This window comes from Kitasatospora sp. NPDC001660, from assembly GCF_053596725.1.
In genome coordinates this window covers 1-16345 of sequence record NZ_JBSFGU010000051.1, presented here as the reverse complement: position 1 = coordinate 16345, position 16345 = coordinate 1, and the positions used below count along the sequence as shown (strand labels likewise).

Here is a 16345-nt window from a genome sequence, read left to right as displayed (position 1 = left end):
GGTGTCCGGCGTCCACCCGGGCGCGCGGGGCAGCCCGTGTGCGTTCGCCCCTGCGCGGAAGCGATCAGCGCCGGACCGCCATCGGCCCTGCGTTGCGGGCACGTTGGACGGCGGGGGCGATCACCTCGGCCAGGGCCAACACGTCGTCCTGGGTGGAGGTGTGGCCGAGGGAGAAGCGCAGCGACGCGCGGGCCAGCAGCGGGTCGGCCCCCATCGCCAGCAGCACGTGGCTCGGCTGCGGCACGCCCGCCGAGCACGCGGAGCCGGTCGAGCACTCGATGCCCTGGGCGTCGAGCAGCATCAGCAGCGCGTCCCCCTCGCAGCCGGGGAAGGAGAAGTGCGCGTTGGCGGGCAGCCGCCCCTCGGGGGCCGGGTCGCCGTTGAGCACCGCGTCCGGCACGGCGGCCAGCACGGAGGCGATCAGTTCGTCCCGCAGCGCGCCCAGCGCCACCGCGTGCTCGGCCCGCCGTTCGACCGCGATCGCCGCGGCGGCGGCGAAGCCGGCGGCGGCGGGCGCGTCCAGGGTGCCGGAGCGGACGTCGCGCTCCTGGCCGCCGCCGTGCAGCAGCGGGACGGGCGTCGCACCGCGCGAGAGCAGCAGCGCGCCGATGCCGAACGGGCCGCCGATCTTGTGCCCGGTGACGGTGACGGCGGTGAGCCCGGAGTCGGCGAACGACACCGGCACCTGACCGAGCGCCTGCACCGCGTCGGCGTGCATCGGGATGCCGAACTCGGCCGCCACGGCCGCGAGTTCGCGCACCGGCTGGACGGTGCCGACCTCGTTGTTCGCCCACATCACGGTGACCAGCGCGACCGAGCCCGGATCCCGCTCGATCGCCTCGCGCAGCGCCTGCGGGTGGACCCGCCCGAGCCCGTCCACCGGCAGGTACTCGACGGTGGCGCCCTCGTGCTCGAAGAGCCAGTGCACCGCGTCGAGCACCGCGTGGTGCTCGACCGGGCTGCACAGCACCCGGGTGCGGGCCGGGTCGGCGTCCCGCCGGGCCCAGTACAGGCCCTTGACGGCGAGGTTGTCGGACTCGGTGCCGCCGCCGGTGAGGACGATCTCACTCGGCCGGGCGCCCAGCGACTCGGCCAGCGACTCGCGGGCCTCCTCGACGACGCGGCGGGCCCGGCGGCCGGCCGCGTGCAGGGAGGAGGCGTTGCCGACGACCCCGAGGTGCGCCGTCATCGCCTCGAAAGCCTCGGGCAGCATCGGCGTGGTCGCCGCATGGTCCAGGTATGGCATAACCCCCCGATTGTAGAGGGCGCTTCCCCGCCTTGTTCCAGCCCTGTGCACGGATCCGGACAACGGCGTCCGACACTGGTTTGTACCACTGGGCGACCCAGCGGTTAGCCTGACGGACACTTCTCGTCGGATCTCGGGGGACGCCATGTCGCAGTCGGTCGACCGCGCCCTCACCCTGCTCGGCTCGCTCGGCGACGGGCCGGTGACCCTGGAACAGGCTGCCACCGGCATCGGCGTCCACAAGTCCACCGCGCTGCGCCTGCTGCGCACGCTGGAGGAGCACGGCTTCGCGCGGCGCCAGCCGGACCGGCGCTACCGCCTCGGCGGCCGGCTGCTGTCGCTGGCCCACCGGGCGCTGGAGGAGATCGACGTCCGGCAGGTGGCCGCGCCGTACCTGGCCGCGCTGAACGCGCGCTGCGGTTTCACCATCCAGCTGGCCGTGCTGGAGGACGGCGAGGTGCTGTACGTCGACGAGGTCGCCGGGCACGGCGCCTGGCGGCCGTCGCGGATCGGGCGCCGCGCGCCGACCGCGGGGACGGCGATCGGGCGGGTGCTGCTGGCCGGACTGCCGCAGGACGGCACCCGCGAGGAGGACCTGCCGCCCGAGCTGGTGGCGGTGCGCCGCCGGGGCTGGGCGGCGGAGTCGGCCGAACACCGGGAACCGGTCACCTGCGTGGCCGCGCCGGTGTCGGGCAGCGGCGGGCGGACGGTCGCGGCCTGCGCGGTGAGCGCCCCGGTGAGCGAGGTGCCGCCGGGCGAGCTGGCCCGGATGGTGCCGGAACTGCTCTGCACGGTGGAGGCGATCTCGCTCGCGTACGGGGGCTCGCCTACTCCTCGCTGGTGCGAGAACCGTTGCGGTGCCAGGCCCGCGGGGCGCGCCAGCCGTACTTGAGGGCGAGCATCCGCAGCATGAAGGCGGTGAGCGCGGCGGCGGTGCCGGTGGCGCCGGTGAGCCGGTCGGCGCCGATCAGCGCGGCGACCAGGCCGGCGCCGACCAGCGCGGGCACGGCGTAGATTTCGCGGTCCCAGCGCAGCAGCGAGGGGATCTCCCCGGCGAGGACGTCCCGGACGACGCCGCCGCCGGCCGCGGTCACCATGCCGAGCGCGACGGCTGCGACGGCGCCGAGCCCGTAGTCGTGCGCCTTGGCGGTGCCGGTGACGCAGAACAGCCCGAGCCCGAGCGCGTCGAGGGTCTGCACCGCGCGGTTGATCCGCTCGACCTCCGGGTGCAGGAAGAACACGACGAGCCCGGCCGCGAGCGGCGTCAGGAAGTAGCCGAGGTTGGTGAACGCGGCGACCGGGGTCGCCCCGATCACGAGGTCGCGCATCACGCCGCCGCCGAGTGCGGTGACCTCGGCGAGCACACAGATCCCGAAGATGTCCATGTTCTTGCGGACGGCGAGCAGCCCTCCGGAGAGGGCGAAGACGAAGATGCCGACGAGGTCCAGCGACTGCTGCACGTCGGAGGGGAAGATCTGCGAGGTCACCGTCCCTTTTGTACCCGATGATCCGGACGCTCTCGTACGGTCGCCCCGGTCCGGCTCGGCTAGCCTCCGCCTGTGAAGCTCAAATCCGCCGCCCCCGCCCCGTCGAGACTCGGCTGGCTCGACGCGCTGCGGGGCATCGCCGCACTCTCCGTCGCCATGCACCACTTCCGGCTGGTCAACCAGATCCCGCATGCCGCGAAGGAGCCGCACTACCTGGACCTGGGCCTGTTCGGCGTGATGCTGTTCTTCCTGGTCAGCGGGTACATCGTCCCCGCATCACTGGAACGGCGCGGCGACGTCCGGGCGTTCTGGGTCGGCCGGTTCTTCCGGATCCACCCGGCGGTGGCCCTGACGGTGGTGGCGAGCCTGCTGGTCCTGCCCCGCTCGCTGACGGTCGTGGACGGCTTCGCGTTCACCCACCCGGTGCTGGCACTCGCGGGCAACGGGATGATGCTCCAGGACCTGGCGGGCGTGCCCAGCGTGCTCGGCGTGATGTGGTCGCTCACCTACGAGATGGTCTTCTACTACTTCGTGACGGCCCTGTTCGTCCTGGGGTGGCACCGGCGCAGCGCGCCGGTCGCGATCGGCTTCGCGGCCTTCGCCCTCGTCCTCGGCTCCTGGCTGGCGCTGGGCACCGTCTCCGTGGATCTCCCCTCGGTCAGGCACCTGGTCGCCGCTTGCGCACTCGTCGTCGTCATGGCGCTGGTCTGCATCGCGACGGCGCGCCCGGAGCTGGTCCGCTGGGGCGGCGTGCTGCTCGGCGGCCTGGGCCTCGCCCTGATCCTGCTGAACAGCCGGGCCGCCGGGTTCGAGACCATGATGATCTTCGCGACCATGTTCGCCGGGACGGTGCTGTACCGCCTGGAGCACGGCGGGATCGAGCGGCTCCCGGCCGTCCTGTGCTGCGCCTTCGTCGTGGTGTGCGGCTTCGCGTCCGGCCGCCTCTACAACCACGGCACGGCGCTGTGGCGGACGTGGACCGAGTCCTGGATGTCGTTCTCCTTCGCCTACCTGGCCGCCTGGGCCGTGTTCGTGGGCGGCATGGCACTGCGCCGGCGCCGGTTCCCGCGCTGGCTGAGCGGGCTGGGAACGATCAGCTTCTCGGTCTACCTGCTGCACAACCCCTTGATGTTCTTCATCAGCTGGCAGCTGGCGGGCCGCCCGCTCGGCTGGAGGGGGCGGGCCGCCGTGACCGTGGCTTTCCTGGCCGGGCTGGTGCTGCTCTCCTACCTCGTCTACCGCCTGGTCGAGATCCCGTTCCAGAACCTCGGCCGCAGGGTCGTGAAGGCGGTCGACCGCCGCTTCCCGGCGCCCGCGCCCGCCGGCCCGGCCCCGGTGGCAGGCCGCGAACGGGAGCCCGCGGCGTCCCGCACCGGCTGACCACCGGCCGCGCAACGGTCACGGTCCGGACAAGAAGCGCTCACCGGACCGGTTCCCTCCTCCCCCGAACGGTCCTCCTCCCCCGGACTTCCGCTAGCCTCCGCCTGTGAATCCGATAGAACGCGCATCCCTGCGACGCACGGGCAACCGAGTTGCCGAGGGTGCCCCCGCCGCCCCCGCCTCGTCGAGACTCGGCTGGCTCGACGCGCTGCGCGGCATAGCCGCCCTGTCCGTCGCGGTGTACCACCTCGCGCTGCCGTTCTACTGGGTGCCGAACGGCACCAAGGTGGTGCACTACCTGGACCCGGGCATCTTCGGCGTGATGCTGTTCTTCCTGGTGAGCGGGTACATCATCCCGGCCTCGCTGGAACGGCGCGGTGACGTCCGCGGGTTCTGGGCCGGGCGGTTCTTCCGGATCTTCCCCGTGGTGATCCTCACCGTGGTCGGGAGCGTGCTGATCCTCCCGCGCAACCACTCCGTGGTGCAGGGCTTCGCCTTCGACCACCCGCTGCTGTCGCTCGCCGCCAACGGGACGATGCTGCAGGACATGATGGGCGTGCCCAACGCCCTCGGGGTGATGTGGACGCTCACCTACGAGATGATCTTCTACTACCTCGTGACGGCCCTGTTCGTCATGGGCTGGCACCGCAAGAGCGCACCGATCGCGATCGGCTTCGCGGCCTTCGCCCTCGTCCTCGGCTCCTGGCTGGCGCTGGGCACCATCTCCACCGACCTCACCGCGACCCGGCACCTGGTCACCGCGGTCCTGATCGTCGTCCTCATGGCGATGGCGTGCATCGCCACCGCCCGCCCGGACCTCGTCCGCTGGGGCGGACTGCTGCTCGGCGGCCTCGGCCTCACGCTCGTCCTGCTGAACAGCCGCTCCAGCGCGTTCGAGAGCATGATGATCTTCGCCACGATGTTCGCCGGCACCGTCCTGTACCGCCTGGAGCACGGCCAGATCGACCGCGTCCCGGCGATCCTGTGCTGTGCGTTCGTCGCCGTCTGCGGCTTCACGGTCGGCTACCTCTACAACCGCGGCCCGGCGCTGGGGCGCACGTGGAGCGACTCCTGGATGGCGTTCTCCTTCGCCTACCTGGCCGCCTGGGTGCTGTTCGCGGCCGGCATGCTGCTGCGCAAGCGCCGCTTCCCGCGCTGGCTCAGCTGGCTCGGCGCGATCAGCTACTCGGTCTACCTGTTGCACAACCCGCTGATCCACAGCATGGACTGGCTGCTGGAGGGCCACGCGCCGATCGTCAGCTGGAAGGACCGGGGGATCCAGTTCGCCGCGTTCGCGGCGGCGCTGCTGGTGCTGAGCTACGCCAGCTACCGTCTGGTCGAGATCCCGTTCCAGAACCTCGGCCGCAAGGTCATGAAGGCCGTCAACCGCCGCTTCCCGGCGCCCGTCGCGCCGCAGCCCGTGGTCGTCGGCCGGACCCGGCCGGCCGGGGACGCCGAGACGGCGCCGGTGCCGGTGCTGTCCGCGCGGGACTGACGTCCCGGCCGACCGAAAGGCCACCCGAAAAGGCCGCCCGCCCCGGGAAGTCGGGGCGGGCGGCCTTTGTCGTAGGGGCCTTACGGCGTCGCGTCCGCCGGAGCGCTCTGCTCGGGGCTCCCCTGCTCGGGGAAGTGGCACGCCACCTGGTGCCCGGTCAGCATGGCGGCCAGCGGGGGCTCCTGCGTGGCGCAGATCTCCTGCGCCTTCCAGCAGCGGGTGCGGAAGCGGCAGCCGCTGGGCGGGTTGATCGGCGAGGGGACGTCACCCTTGAGCAGGATGCGCTCGCGGCCGGCGCGCTGGCGGCGGCGCGGGTCGGGCACCGGCACCGCGGACATCAGCGCGGTGGTGTAGGGGTGCATCGGGCTGCTGTAGAGCGAGTCCCGGTCGGCGATCTCGACGACCTTGCCGAGGTACATCACGGCGACCCGGTCCGAGACGTGGCGGACCACCGAGAGGTCGTGCGCGATGATCAGGTAGGTCAGGCCGAGCTCGCGCTGGAGGTCGTCCAGCAGGTTGACCACCTGGGCCTGGATGGAGACGTCGAGGGCGGAGACCGGCTCGTCCGCGACGATCATCTTCGGCCGCAGGGCGAGCGCCCGGGCGATGCCGATGCGCTGGCGCTGGCCCCCGGAGAACTCGTGCGGGTAGCGGTTGTAGTGCTCGGGGCTGAGCCCGCACAGCTCCAGCAGTTCCTGGACGGCCTTCTTGAGCCCGCCCTGCGGCACCGCGTTCTGGAGCTTGAACGGCGCCCCGACGATGGTGCCGACGGTGTGCCGCGGGTTCAGCGAGGAGTACGGGTCCTGGAAGATCATCTGGATGTCCCGGCGCAGCGGCCGCATCGCGCCGACGCCCAGGTGGGTGATGTCGGTGCCCTCGAACTCGATCGTGCCGCCGGTCGGTTCGTCGAGCCGGGTGACCAGCCGGCCCATGGTCGACTTGCCGCAGCCGGACTCGCCGACGACGCCCAGCGTCTCGCCGGCGTTGACGGTGAAGTCGATGCCGTCGACGGCCCGCACCGCGCCGGTCTGGCGCCGCAGCAGCCCGCTGCGGATCGGGAAGTGCCGGGTCAGGCCGGTCACCTTCAGCAGCGGCTCGCGGGTGGGCGCGGGCGAGGTGATCGTCGCCGCCCGGGACGCCTGAGTGTCCGTCATCGGTTCTCTCCAGAAAGGTGGTACGAGGCCGGGCTCACAGCCGGGGCGCGATCTCTTCGGTGAAGATGCGGTGCCGGTCGGCGGCCGCGAGGTGGCAGGCCGCGTGGTGCCCTGGCGTGGCCTCGGCCAGCACCGGGACCTCGCTCGTGGAGCGCCCGCCGGTCAGTTCGGCGTACGGGCAGCGCGGGTGGAAGGCGCAGCCGCTCGGCACGTTGATCAGGCTGGGCGGGGTGCCCTTGACCGGGACGAGCCGGTCCTGGAGCTCCCGGTCGAGGCGCGGCATGGAGCCCAGCAGGCCCCAGGTGTAGGGGTGTTCGGGCGAGTCGAAGAGGGTTTCGGCGGGGCCGCGCTCGACGCACTTGCCGCCGTACATAACGAGGATGTCGTCGGCGAGCTCGGCGACCACCCCGAGGTCGTGGGTGATGATGATGACGGCCGAGCCGAACTCCTCCTGGAGGTCGCGGATGAGGTCCAGGATCTGTGCCTGGACGGTGACGTCCAGGGCCGTGGTGGGCTCGTCGGCGATCAGCAGGGAGGGGTCGTTGACCAGGGCCATGGCGATCATCGCGCGCTGGCGCATGCCGCCGGAGAACTGGTGCGGGTAGTCGTCCACGCGGCGGTCGGGCTGCGGGATGCCCACGCGGTCGAGCATCTCGATGGCCCGGGCGCGGGCCTGGCGCTTGCTCGCCTGCGGGTGGTGCACCCGGTAGGCCTCGATGATCTGCGCGCCGACCGAGTAGTACGGGTGCATCGCGGTCAGCGGGTCCTGGAAGATCATCGCCATCTCGCGGCCGCGCAGCTGGCGCACCCGGTCGGGGCCGGCGGCGATCAGCTCCTCGCCGCCCAGCCGGATCTCGCCGCTGATCCGGGCCCGCTTGGAGCGGTGCAGGCCCATGATGCCGAGCGAGGTGACGGACTTGCCGGAGCCGGACTCGCCGACGATGCCGAGGGTGCGGCCCTTGTGCAGGTCGAAGCTGACCCCGTCCACCGAGCGGACCAGGCCGTCGTCGGTGTCGAAGTGGATCCGCAGGTCGCGGACGGAGAGGAACGGGTCGCCGGCCGGGGTCTGCGCGGCGGGCGCCGTGGTCTTCTGGAGCTCGGTCACGAGAGCCTCACCCGGGGGTCGACGAGGGCGTACAGGAGGTCGACCACGAGGTTGCAGGCGACGATGAAGAAGGCGGCGAGCAGGGTGACGCCGAGGATCTTCGGCAGGTCGTTGTCGGCGATCGCCTGGACGGCGAAGGCGCCGACGCCCTGCAGCGAGAAGACCTGTTCGGTGATGAGCGCACCGCCGAGGAGCAGGCCGAGGTCCATGCCGAAGATGGTGACGACGGGGGTGAGCGCGGCGCGCAGCCCGTGCCGGGTGACGACCTTGCTCTCGACCAGGCCCTTGGCCCGGGCGGTGCGGATGTAGTCCTCGCTCATCGTCTCCAGCATCCCGGCGCGGGTGAGCCGGGCGTAGAGCGCCGAGTAGAGGAAGGCCAGCGAGATCCACGGGAGGATCAGGTTGCGGGCCCACATGATCGGGTCGTCGGTGAAGTCGACGTACTGGAGGTTGTCCAGGATCGGCCACTCGTAGCTGAAGAGCGTGAGCAGCAGCGCGCCGGTGAAGAAGACCGGCAGCGAGACGCCGGCGAGGGAGATGCCCATGGCGATGCGGTCGAAGATCGAGCGCGGCCGCAGGGCGGAGATGACGCCGGTGGTGACGCCGGAGACCAGCCAGAGCACGGCCGCGCCGATGGCCAGCGAGAGCGTGATCGGGATGCGCTTGGTGAGCTCGGGCCAGACCTCCAGGTGGTTCTTGAAGGAGTAGCCGAAGCACGGAACGTGGCAGGTGACCGGGTCCGGGCCGAACTTGTACTCGGCGCCGCCGACGAGGCCCTTCAGGAAGTTCCAGTACTGGGTGTACAGCGGCTGGTCGAACCCGAGGTTCTGCTTGACCGCCGCGATCGCTTCGGGCGACGGGTTCTTCCCGACGTACTGGGCGGCCAGCTGGTCGGTGGTCTCGCCGGCGATGCGCGGGAGCAGGAAGAAGATCGCGAAGGTGACCGCGCTGACGACCAGCAGCAGCACGACGGCCGCGAAGATCCTGCGGATGATGTAGGCAAACACAGTTGGGCGGCTCCGGCGGCCCGCCACCGTCCGGGATCTTCCGGACGGTGGCGGGCGCCGCTGCCTTCACCTGCCTTCAGGGATGCGGAGCCAGGCTCTTTACTTGGTGCCGATGTTCAGGTAGTCGTACTCACCCGAGAAGGCCGACGTGGAGACCAGGTTGGTGGCGTTGTCCGGGTGGTACAGGAAGACCTTGAAGTCGGTCAGCGGGACGTAGACCGCCTGGTCCATGATCTTCTTGTCGATCTGGCCGTAGATCTTCTCGCGGGCCGACTGGTCGTTGCTGGCGATGGCGTCGTCGAGCAGCTTGTTGATCTCGGGGTCGTTCAGCTGGGCCAGGTTGCTGTTGCCGGAGGCCTTGATGGCGCGGCCGTCGGAGATCTGCTGCAGGAAGCCGTAGCCGGTCGGCCAGTCGGCGCCCCACTGCATCATCATGAGGCCGATGCCGTGGTCCTGCGTGAACTGCGGGGCGCCGGCGTTGTCCGAGAAGTACTTGCCCTGCGGGTACTTCTGGATCTCGACGTTGATGCCGATCTTCTTCAGCGCGGCCTGGATGGCGGTCGCCGCCTGGACCTCGGTGTCGCGCTCGGTGCGGGCGGAGATCACGGTGCTGAAGCCGTCCGGCTTGCCGCAGGCCTTGAGGGCGTCCTTGGCCTTGCCCTCGTCACCCTTGTTGCCGTTGGTCGCCCAGGTGTCGAAGTCCTGGTGGCCCGGGATGTCCGGCGGGAGCACGGTGCTGGCGATCTGGCCGCGGATCGGGCCGCCCTCGACGGTCTGCACCGACACCTTGTCGATCGCGTACTGGACGGCCTTGCGGCACTCGATGTTGTCGAACGGCGCGACCTTGGTGTTGATCGCGGTGTAGACCAGGCGGCCGCCGTAGGCGTTGTCGCTGTTGGCCTTGAGCTTCGGGTTCTGCAGGATCTGCGCCTGGGTCTGCGGGTCGACGCCGCTGCCGACCAGGTCCACCTGGGCGTTGCCCGCGATCAGGTCCTTGTCGATGGTGGACTGCTCCATGCCCATCTTGACCACGATCTTGTCCGCGAGCTGCTTGCGGATCGGGTCGGTGCTCGGGTCCCAGTTGGTGTTCGGCACCAGGGTGAGCTGCTTGCCGTCCTCGTAAGACTCGAACTTGTAGGTGCCCGAGGAGACCACGTGCTTCACGTAGCCGGCGCCATCGTCCTTGGCCTGCGGGACGGGGACCGTCTGCGGGGCGCTGACCAGGTAGTCGAAGTCCGCGAACGGCTGCTTCAGGTGGAAGACGATGGTCAGGTCGTCCGGCGTCTCGATCGAGTTCAGGCCGCCGGTCTTGTCCTTGTACGGGCCCTGGTACGGCGTGGGGTTGTCGACCAGCAGGTCGTGGAAGTAGGTCGGGCCGTTGGAGTTCACGTCCGGCGCGAAGTTGGAGCGCTCGACGGCGTACTTGACGTCCTTCGAGGTGATCGGGGTGCCGTCGTCGTACTTCAGGCCCGCGCGCAGCTTGTACGTCCAGGTCAGGCCGTCCGCGCTGGGCTTGCCCATGCTCTCGGCGAGGTCCGGGACGAGCTTGTTGCCCTGCGCGCCGGCGCCCGGGGCGAAGGTGGTCAGCGGACGCCCGTACAGGCGCGAGAAGTTGTAGATGTAGGCGTAGTAGGTGTTGCCCGGGTCGAAGGAGTCCGGGGTGCCCTTCATCTCGTAGGTGACCGTCCCGCCCTTCTTGTCCGAGGCGTTGACGACCCCCTTGGTTGCCGCGTCGGCGCCACCGCCGCCTGCGGCGCTGGAACCGCTGGCGGAGGAGGAGCCGCCGCTCTTGCTGGACGTGCATCCGGTCACGACGAGGACTGCGGCAGCTGCCACCGCGGTCAGCGCGACGGTACGGGACCTACGCATGGGTGAGATCAACCCCTTGAGGATGTGGAGGCGGTGAAGGTTCCTGACGCAGGGTCAGTTGCTCTTGGGATCGAGGGCGTCACGCAGCCCGTCGCCGAGCAGGTTGAAGGCGAGCACGGTGAGGAAGATCGCCAGACCGGGGACCACCATGAACTGGGGGTCCACCTGGTAGTACTTGATCGCGTCGTTGAGCATGCCGCCCCAGGAGGCCTGCGGGGGCTGGATGCCGACGCCGAGGAAGCTGAGGCCCGCCTCGAAGAGGATGTTGGTCGGGATCAGCAGGGTCGAGTAGACCAGGATCGGACCGACCAGGTTCGGCAGCAGTTCCTTGAACAGGATGAACGGGCCGCGGGCTCCGAGGCTGCGGGCCGCGTGGACGAACTCCCGTTCGCGCAGCGAGAGCGTCTGGCCACGCACGATCCGGCCCATGTAGGGCCAGTTGAAGAACCCGATCACGAAGATCAGCACCAGGATGTGCAGCGGGAGGCCGTGCAGGCCGAAGGCGCCGCCCTGCAGCGAGGTCGAGATCGCGATGGCGAAGAGCAGCAGCGGGAACGCCAGGAAGACGTCCATGATGCGGCTGATCACGGTGTCCACCCAGCCGCCGTAGTAGCCGGCCATCACGCCGAGCACGGTACCGATGGTGTTGGACAGCAGCGTCGCGCCGAAGGCGACCAGCAGGGAGACCCAGGAGCCCTCGATGACGCGGGCGAGCAGGTCGCGGCCGGTGAGGGGGTCGACGCCGAGCGGGTGGTCCCAGCTCATGCCGCCCCAGTCCCCGAACGGCAGGCCGCCGAGGTCGGCGTCCAGCAGGTCCTGGTTGAAGGCGTCCGGATCGAGGCCGAACAGTCCTTCGATCGGCTTGGCCAGCACGGCGAGCAGGATCAGCAGGATCACGACGATGCCGCCGACGACGGCCAACTTGTCCCGTTTGAAACGGGTCCAGGCGATCTGGCCGAGCGAGCGGCCCTCGATCTTCTTGGCCGGGCTCGCGGGGGCGGGTGCCTCCGGTTCGTTCCCGGCGGTGGTGACGGATGCGGTCATGTCAGTTGGTCCCCTCGCCGACGGTGGCCGGCCCACGGGTGCCGGTCGCCGGCTTCGGCGGTACGGCTATGCGGACGTGCGGAGGTGCTAGGAGCAAGGTGTTCGCGGCAGCGCGACGTGCACAGGCACTGCCACCACGCGGGATGGGCGTCGCGTGGATCGAGCGGTCGGCGTGCGCGTTCACCTTTGTGGGGTTCCAAGTACGCGCGGTGCGTTGCGCAGAACTCTCTGCCATCCGAACTGGCTTGCGCCAGACCTGCCAGGCGACAGATGCCCAACTGTGATCTGTGCGCATGCACCTCCACGATCTTCGGCATATCCCTCTTCACACGGGCGCGACAACCGTGTCAAGATTCATGACACCACCGACCGGAAAGTCGCCCGGAAAGCACCGAAGCCGATCTGACGCAACGTCAAATCGGCTTCGTGAATTGGGTTTTGGCAGGTTTTGCGGCTCAGCGCCCGGGGTATCCGGGCCACGGCCGCTGGGGCGGCTGCGGCTGCGGCTGCCCGTGCCAGCCCGGCCCGGTCGGCTGCGGGTGGTACGGCTGGGGCTGGTAGCCCGGCGGCGGCACCGGCGGGTAGGCGCCGGTCGGCCGGCCGAGCCCGGCCGCCTCGCGGTCGTAGAACGGCCGCGCGTTGGCCCGCATCCACAGCGCCACCGGGTCGTACTCGTCCGCCAGCGCCACCGTGGACACCGCCAGCCCCTCCGGGGCCACCGCGATCGCCCGCTGCATCAGCGCCCGCACCGCCTCCACCGACGGCGGCGAACTGTCGTACAGGTCCAGGCCGATGGCCAGGTACGGTTCGCCCACGGCCGGCTGCACCCAGGCCCGGCGCAGCGCCCGGACGGCCCGCACCTCACCCGCCTGGCGCTCCAGCAACGCGAAGAACTGCTGGGCGTTCAGCTGCGGCTCGCTGAGCTTCAGCGGCCCGGCCGGCAGCCGGTCCAGGCCCGCCGCGATCCGCCGCAGGTCCGCCCACGGCACGCCCACCCCGCCGCCCGGGGCGTGCGGGTTCAGCCACAGGCCCCAGCGGGTGCGGTAGAGCGACGCGGCGATCTCCCGCCCGGAGATGACCTCGTGGGCGCGCGCCCAGCCGGAGGCGGCCAGCTGCTCGGGCGAGGTGACGGCCGGCGCGTAGCCGTGGCCGCTGATCTCCATGTTCCCGTACTGGGCGTCCGGGCCGCCCGGGCTGCCGTGCCAGAGCAGCATCCAGACCTGGCCCTCGGCCAGCGCGTGGAGCAGCCGCTCGTACGCCTCGTAGCGCTCCGGCGCGACCTCGCGCAGCGCGCGCTCCAGCGCCCCCGGATCCGCGCCGGGGCGCCCGGCCGGTGCCTGGCCCCAGGGCCCCGGTGCACCGCCGGCTACCGCTCCCGCACTCATGCGCCCACCTCGCCGCGCCTCTTTCCTCACCTGCCGTCGGCCCGTCGGCCGTCTGCACGCACCCTATGGCGCGGCACCGGTCGACGCCACGGCGACGTGCCTACGAACGAACCCCGTCACACCCGCGCGTAGAACGGCAGCACCCGGGTGAGCAGCCACTCGACCACCGGATCGTCCGCGAGGTCGAGCAGCACGAGGTGGACGCCGCCGGGCAGCGGCGCGGTTCCCAGCGCGCGGCCCAGTGCCTCGTTCACCGCCGCCGGATCGGCCGGGGCGGCCGGGTCCAGCTGCACGCCGACGAACATCACGGTGGGCTCGCCCTCGATGCTCGCGAGCGCCCGCCGCGCGGTCAACACTCCGGGCAGGGCGGAGAGTTCGTTCCGGCAGGCGGCCAGGAAGTGCTCCGGGTCCTCGCCCGGCACCGGCTCGCGCAGCGCGACCCGGCCCCCGGTCGGGGCGGCAGGGTCCTCAGCCTGGCCCCAGTGGACGGCCTCGCGCGGCCCGCGGCGCAGCTCGGCCACGCCCTGCGGCGGCACCGGGATGCCCACCGCGGCCTCGGGGTTGACGGCGATGCCGACACCCAGCGGCAGTCCGCGGGCGAACTCCCAGGCCGGCGCGATCGCGAAGGCCATCCCCGGCGCCTGCTGGAGGAACACCTCCTGCGAGGAGAACACCGGCACGTACGGTTCGCCGGCCAGTTCGATGGTCGGCAGGTCCAGCGACTGCCCCTGCGGGTCGCCCCCGGCGGGCAGCGGGATCCACACCTGGCTGCGCGCCAGCACCTCGATCACCCGGGGCGTCGCGCCCGGATCCCCCAGCGCGGCGGTGAGCACCTGCTCCAGCTCGTTGGCCGGCCAGGCCCCGCCCGGCGGCGGCGTGTCCGGGCCGCCCCACCCCTGCTGCTGCTCCACCGGGTACCCCATGCGCCGCTGTACCGCCCTCTGCCGGTCGGCCGCCCGTTGCTGAGCCGACGCGCAGCAGTCTAGGGCCGCGTCCGGCCCCGTGTTCGTCCTTGTGCCGTGTGACCGGGTCCCCCCTCCCGTCGACGCCGCGGACGTGCCATGATGTGCGCGTCCGGCGGCGTCGTGCGCAGTCGGCCCCACAACTCCATACCGGCCGCTCGAACCCGCGCGGGAGAGTCCGGAGTGCCCCGTCTGGCGGCACGGCCGGCGCCGAAGGAGCAAGTCCTCCCCGGAATCTCTCAGGCCCCCCTACCGCACGGGTTAGGCACATCTGGAAAGCGGCGCACGGCCCGGTCGTGCGCCCACCCACGGTGCAAGCCGCCATTCTGTCCGGAAAGCTGGAAACAGCGACGGGCCACTGCGCGGTGAAGCTCTCAGGTTCGACGACAGATGGGGAGACCCACGCCGCCGCATGCCCGCGCGCAGGGTCGGCCCCCGAGCGGGTCCGGTCCGGCGCGTGCACCCCTGAGTGCCCAGACCGAGGAGTTCCAGGCCATGTCGTCCCTCCGCCTCACCGCGCTCGACGCGCTGCACCGCGCCCTCGGCGCGACCATGACCGACTTCGCCGGCTGGGACATGCCGCTGCGCTACGGCAGCGAGCGCGAGGAGCACCTCGCCGTCCGCACCAAGGCCGGTCTGTTCGACCTCTCCCACATGGGCGAGATCACCGTCACCGGCCCGCAGGCCGGCGAGATGCTGGACCACGCGCTGGTCGGCTTCGTCTCCGCGCTGGACGTCCTGCGCGCCCGCTACACCATGATCTGCGCCGAGGACGGCGGCATCCTGGACGACCTGATCGTCTACCGCCTGCGCGAGGACGCCTTCCTGGTCGTCGCCAACGCCTCCAACGCCCAGCTGGTGCTGGACGAGCTGATCGCCCGCGCCAAGGGCTTCGACGCCGTCGTCACCGACGACCGCGACACCTACGCGCTGATCGCCGTCCAGGGCCCGGAGTCCACCGCGATCCTCGCGAAGACCACCGACGCCGACCTGCCCGGCCTGAAGTACTACGCGATCCTCCCCGCCCGGGTGGCCGGCCACGACGTGCAGCTCGCCCGCACCGGCTACACCGGCGAGGACGGCTTCGAGATCTTCTGCGCCCCGGCCGCCGCCGAGGCGATCTGGCAGGCGCTGACCGCCGCCGGCGAGGGCCATGGCCTGGTGCCGTGCGGCCTGTCCTGCCGCGACACCCTGCGCCTGGAGGCGGGCATGCCGCTGTACGGGCACGAGCTCTCCACCGACCTGACCCCGTTCGACGCCGGCCTCGGCCGGGTGGTCCGCTTCGACAAGACCACCAACGACGGCACCTTCATCGGCCGCAAGGCGCTGGAGAAGGCCGCGGCCGAGGCCGCCGCGAACCCGCCGCGCGTCCTGGTCGGACTGGTCTCCGAGGGCAAGCGCGTGCCGCGCGCCGAGTACACCGTGGTCTCCGCCGACGGCGCGCCGATCGGCCGGATCACCTCGGGCGCGCCGTCCCCGACGCTGGGCAAGCCGATCGCGATCGCCTACGTCGACGCGGCCCACGCCGCCCCCGGCACCGCCGTCGCGGTGGACGTGCGCGGCAAGCACGAGCCGGTCGAGGTCGTCGCCCTGCCGTTCTACAAGCGCGCCCGCTGAGGATCTTCCCGGGCCCCTGTCACCACAGATCCACGACGAAGCCGTCCGCGCGGCGGCCCGCTTCGCCGTACCCGCTTCCCATCCTGGAGAATGACGCCATGAGCAACCCCCAGCACCTGCAGTACACCAAGGAGCACGAGTGGCTGACCGCCGCCGAGGACGGTGTCTCGACGGTCGGCATCACCGCCCACGCCGCCGACGCGCTCGGTGACATCGTCTACGTGCAGCTGCCCGAGGTCGGCGACACCGTGACCGCCGGCGAGACCTGCGGCGAGCTGGAGTCCACCAAGTCGGTGAGCGACCTGTACTCCCCGGTGACCGGCGAGGTCGTCGAGGTCAACCAGGACGTCCTGGACGACAACGCCCTCGTCAACAGCGCCCCCTTCGAGGGCGGCTGGCTGTTCAAGGTCCGGGTGGAGTCCACCGACGAGCTGCTCAGCGCCGACGAGTACACCGCCCTCATCGGCGGCTGAGCCGAACGCGCCGGGGTGGGGGGGCGGCGGGGGGGGGGCCCCCCCCCCCCCCCCCGCCCCCGCCGGGGCCCCCGACACAAAAAAATATATGAGGGTTGGGTGGGGGGGGGTGTGATGAGGT

Annotated in this window: 14 protein-coding genes and 1 riboswitch; of the genes, 5 read left to right on the top strand and 9 right to left on the bottom strand. The window is 71.4% G+C overall.

All coding sequences use genetic code 11. The features are described from left to right. Nucleotides 1-64 precede the first annotated feature (64 nt). Nucleotides 65-1246 (bottom strand): cysteine desulfurase family protein, encoded by a 1182-nt coding sequence (locus ACWCXH_RS33480; RefSeq protein WP_449805274.1) that lies wholly within the window; start codon nucleotides 1244-1246, stop codon nucleotides 65-67. A 145-nt stretch (nucleotides 1247-1391) separates the two neighbouring features. Here ACWCXH_RS33480 and ACWCXH_RS33475 point away from each other — a divergent pair, with 145 nt between their 5' ends. Then, a complete protein-coding gene (locus ACWCXH_RS33475; RefSeq protein WP_449805273.1) occupies nucleotides 1392-2138 on the top strand; it encodes an IclR family transcriptional regulator in 747 nt (248 codons plus the stop codon). Here the strand turns inward: ACWCXH_RS33475 and ACWCXH_RS33470 are convergent. Continuing rightward, nucleotides 2074-2733: a trimeric intracellular cation channel family protein gene (locus ACWCXH_RS33470; RefSeq protein ID WP_449805272.1), complete on the bottom strand. Its 660-nt coding sequence runs from the start codon at nucleotides 2731-2733 to the stop codon at nucleotides 2074-2076. The genes ACWCXH_RS33475 and ACWCXH_RS33470 overlap by 65 nt on opposite strands. 72 nt (nucleotides 2734-2805) lie before the next feature. Between ACWCXH_RS33470 and ACWCXH_RS33465 the strand changes: the two genes are divergently transcribed. Further along, nucleotides 2806-4113, top strand: a complete 1308-nt coding sequence (locus tag ACWCXH_RS33465) for an acyltransferase family protein (protein WP_449805271.1) — start codon at nucleotides 2806-2808, stop codon at nucleotides 4111-4113. A 106-nt stretch (nucleotides 4114-4219) separates the two neighbouring features. Further along, nucleotides 4220-5608: an acyltransferase family protein gene (locus ACWCXH_RS33460; RefSeq protein WP_449805270.1), complete on the top strand. Its 1389-nt coding sequence runs from the start codon at nucleotides 4220-4222 to the stop codon at nucleotides 5606-5608. Nucleotides 5609-5688: 80 nt separating this feature from the next. Here the strand turns inward: ACWCXH_RS33460 and ACWCXH_RS33455 are convergent, their stop codons facing one another. The 7 genes from ACWCXH_RS33455 to ACWCXH_RS33425 form a co-directional block, all read right to left on the bottom strand. Continuing rightward, nucleotides 5689-6762 (bottom strand): ABC transporter ATP-binding protein, encoded by a 1074-nt coding sequence (locus ACWCXH_RS33455; protein WP_449805269.1) that lies wholly within the window; start codon nucleotides 6760-6762, stop codon nucleotides 5689-5691. A 34-nt stretch (nucleotides 6763-6796) separates the two neighbouring features. Further along, nucleotides 6797-7867: an ABC transporter ATP-binding protein gene (locus tag ACWCXH_RS33450; protein ID WP_449805268.1), complete on the bottom strand. Its 1071-nt coding sequence runs from the start codon at nucleotides 7865-7867 to the stop codon at nucleotides 6797-6799. After that, on the bottom strand, nucleotides 7864-8874 hold the full coding sequence (locus ACWCXH_RS33445; RefSeq protein WP_449805267.1) for an ABC transporter permease: 1011 nt from the start codon (nucleotides 8872-8874) through the stop codon (nucleotides 7864-7866). Before ACWCXH_RS33445 ends, ACWCXH_RS33450 begins: the two co-directional genes overlap by 4 nt. A gap of 99 nt (nucleotides 8875-8973) precedes the next feature. Continuing rightward, on the bottom strand, nucleotides 8974-10743 hold the full coding sequence (locus ACWCXH_RS33440; RefSeq protein ID WP_449805266.1) for an ABC transporter substrate-binding protein: 1770 nt from the start codon (nucleotides 10741-10743) through the stop codon (nucleotides 8974-8976). Nucleotides 10744-10797: 54 nt separating this feature from the next. After that, on the bottom strand, nucleotides 10798-11787 hold the full coding sequence (locus ACWCXH_RS33435; protein ID WP_449805265.1) for an ABC transporter permease: 990 nt from the start codon (nucleotides 11785-11787) through the stop codon (nucleotides 10798-10800). 455 nt (nucleotides 11788-12242) lie between these two features. Further along, the gene (locus ACWCXH_RS33430; protein WP_449805264.1) at nucleotides 12243-13172 is read right to left on the bottom strand and encodes an enhanced serine sensitivity protein SseB C-terminal domain-containing protein; all 930 of its coding nucleotides are present in this window, start codon (nucleotides 13170-13172) and stop codon (nucleotides 12243-12245) included. A gap of 116 nt (nucleotides 13173-13288) precedes the next feature. After that, complete coding sequence (locus ACWCXH_RS33425; protein WP_449805263.1) at nucleotides 13289-14095, bottom strand: enhanced serine sensitivity protein SseB C-terminal domain-containing protein; 807 nt, start codon at nucleotides 14093-14095, stop codon at nucleotides 13289-13291. Between the two features lie 198 nt (nucleotides 14096-14293). Next, nucleotides 14294-14399: riboswitch (glycine riboswitch) on the top strand. Between the two features lie 230 nt (nucleotides 14400-14629). Here ACWCXH_RS33425 and gcvT point away from each other — a divergent pair. Both gcvT and gcvH read left to right on the top strand, forming a co-directional pair. Beyond that, the gene (gcvT, locus tag ACWCXH_RS33420; protein WP_449805262.1) at nucleotides 14630-15751 is read left to right on the top strand and encodes a glycine cleavage system aminomethyltransferase GcvT; all 1122 of its coding nucleotides are present in this window, start codon (nucleotides 14630-14632) and stop codon (nucleotides 15749-15751) included. 98 nt (nucleotides 15752-15849) lie between these two features. Further along, nucleotides 15850-16224 carry a glycine cleavage system protein GcvH gene (gcvH, locus tag ACWCXH_RS33415; protein WP_449805261.1) on the top strand — a complete coding sequence of 125 codons (375 nt, stop codon included), beginning with the start codon at nucleotides 15850-15852 and terminating at the stop codon, nucleotides 16222-16224. Nucleotides 16225-16345 lie beyond the last annotated feature (121 nt).

What these genes read in the sequence shown, in the direction of transcription:
- ACWCXH_RS33480 (WP_449805274.1), bottom strand. Translation starts at nt 1,246, where the DNA reads ATGCCATACCTGGACCATGCGGCGACCACGCCGATGCTGCCCGAGGCT.
- gcvH (WP_449805261.1), top strand. Translation starts at nt 15,850, where the DNA reads ATGAGCAACCCCCAGCACCTGCAGTACACCAAGGAGCACGAGTGGCTG.
- ACWCXH_RS33455 (WP_449805269.1), bottom strand. Translation starts at nt 6,762, where the DNA reads ATGACGGACACTCAGGCGTCCCGGGCGGCGACGATCACCTCGCCCGCG.
- gcvT (WP_449805262.1), top strand. Translation starts at nt 14,630, where the DNA reads ATGTCGTCCCTCCGCCTCACCGCGCTCGACGCGCTGCACCGCGCCCTC.
- ACWCXH_RS33430 (WP_449805264.1), bottom strand. Translation starts at nt 13,172, where the DNA reads ATGAGTGCGGGAGCGGTAGCCGGCGGTGCACCGGGGCCCTGGGGCCAG.
- ACWCXH_RS33475 (WP_449805273.1), top strand. Translation starts at nt 1,392, where the DNA reads ATGTCGCAGTCGGTCGACCGCGCCCTCACCCTGCTCGGCTCGCTCGGC.
- ACWCXH_RS33425 (WP_449805263.1), bottom strand. Translation starts at nt 14,095, where the DNA reads ATGGGGTACCCGGTGGAGCAGCAGCAGGGGTGGGGCGGCCCGGACACG.
- ACWCXH_RS33435 (WP_449805265.1), bottom strand. Translation starts at nt 11,787, where the DNA reads ATGACCGCATCCGTCACCACCGCCGGGAACGAACCGGAGGCACCCGCC.
- ACWCXH_RS33440 (WP_449805266.1), bottom strand. Translation starts at nt 10,743, where the DNA reads ATGCGTAGGTCCCGTACCGTCGCGCTGACCGCGGTGGCAGCTGCCGCA.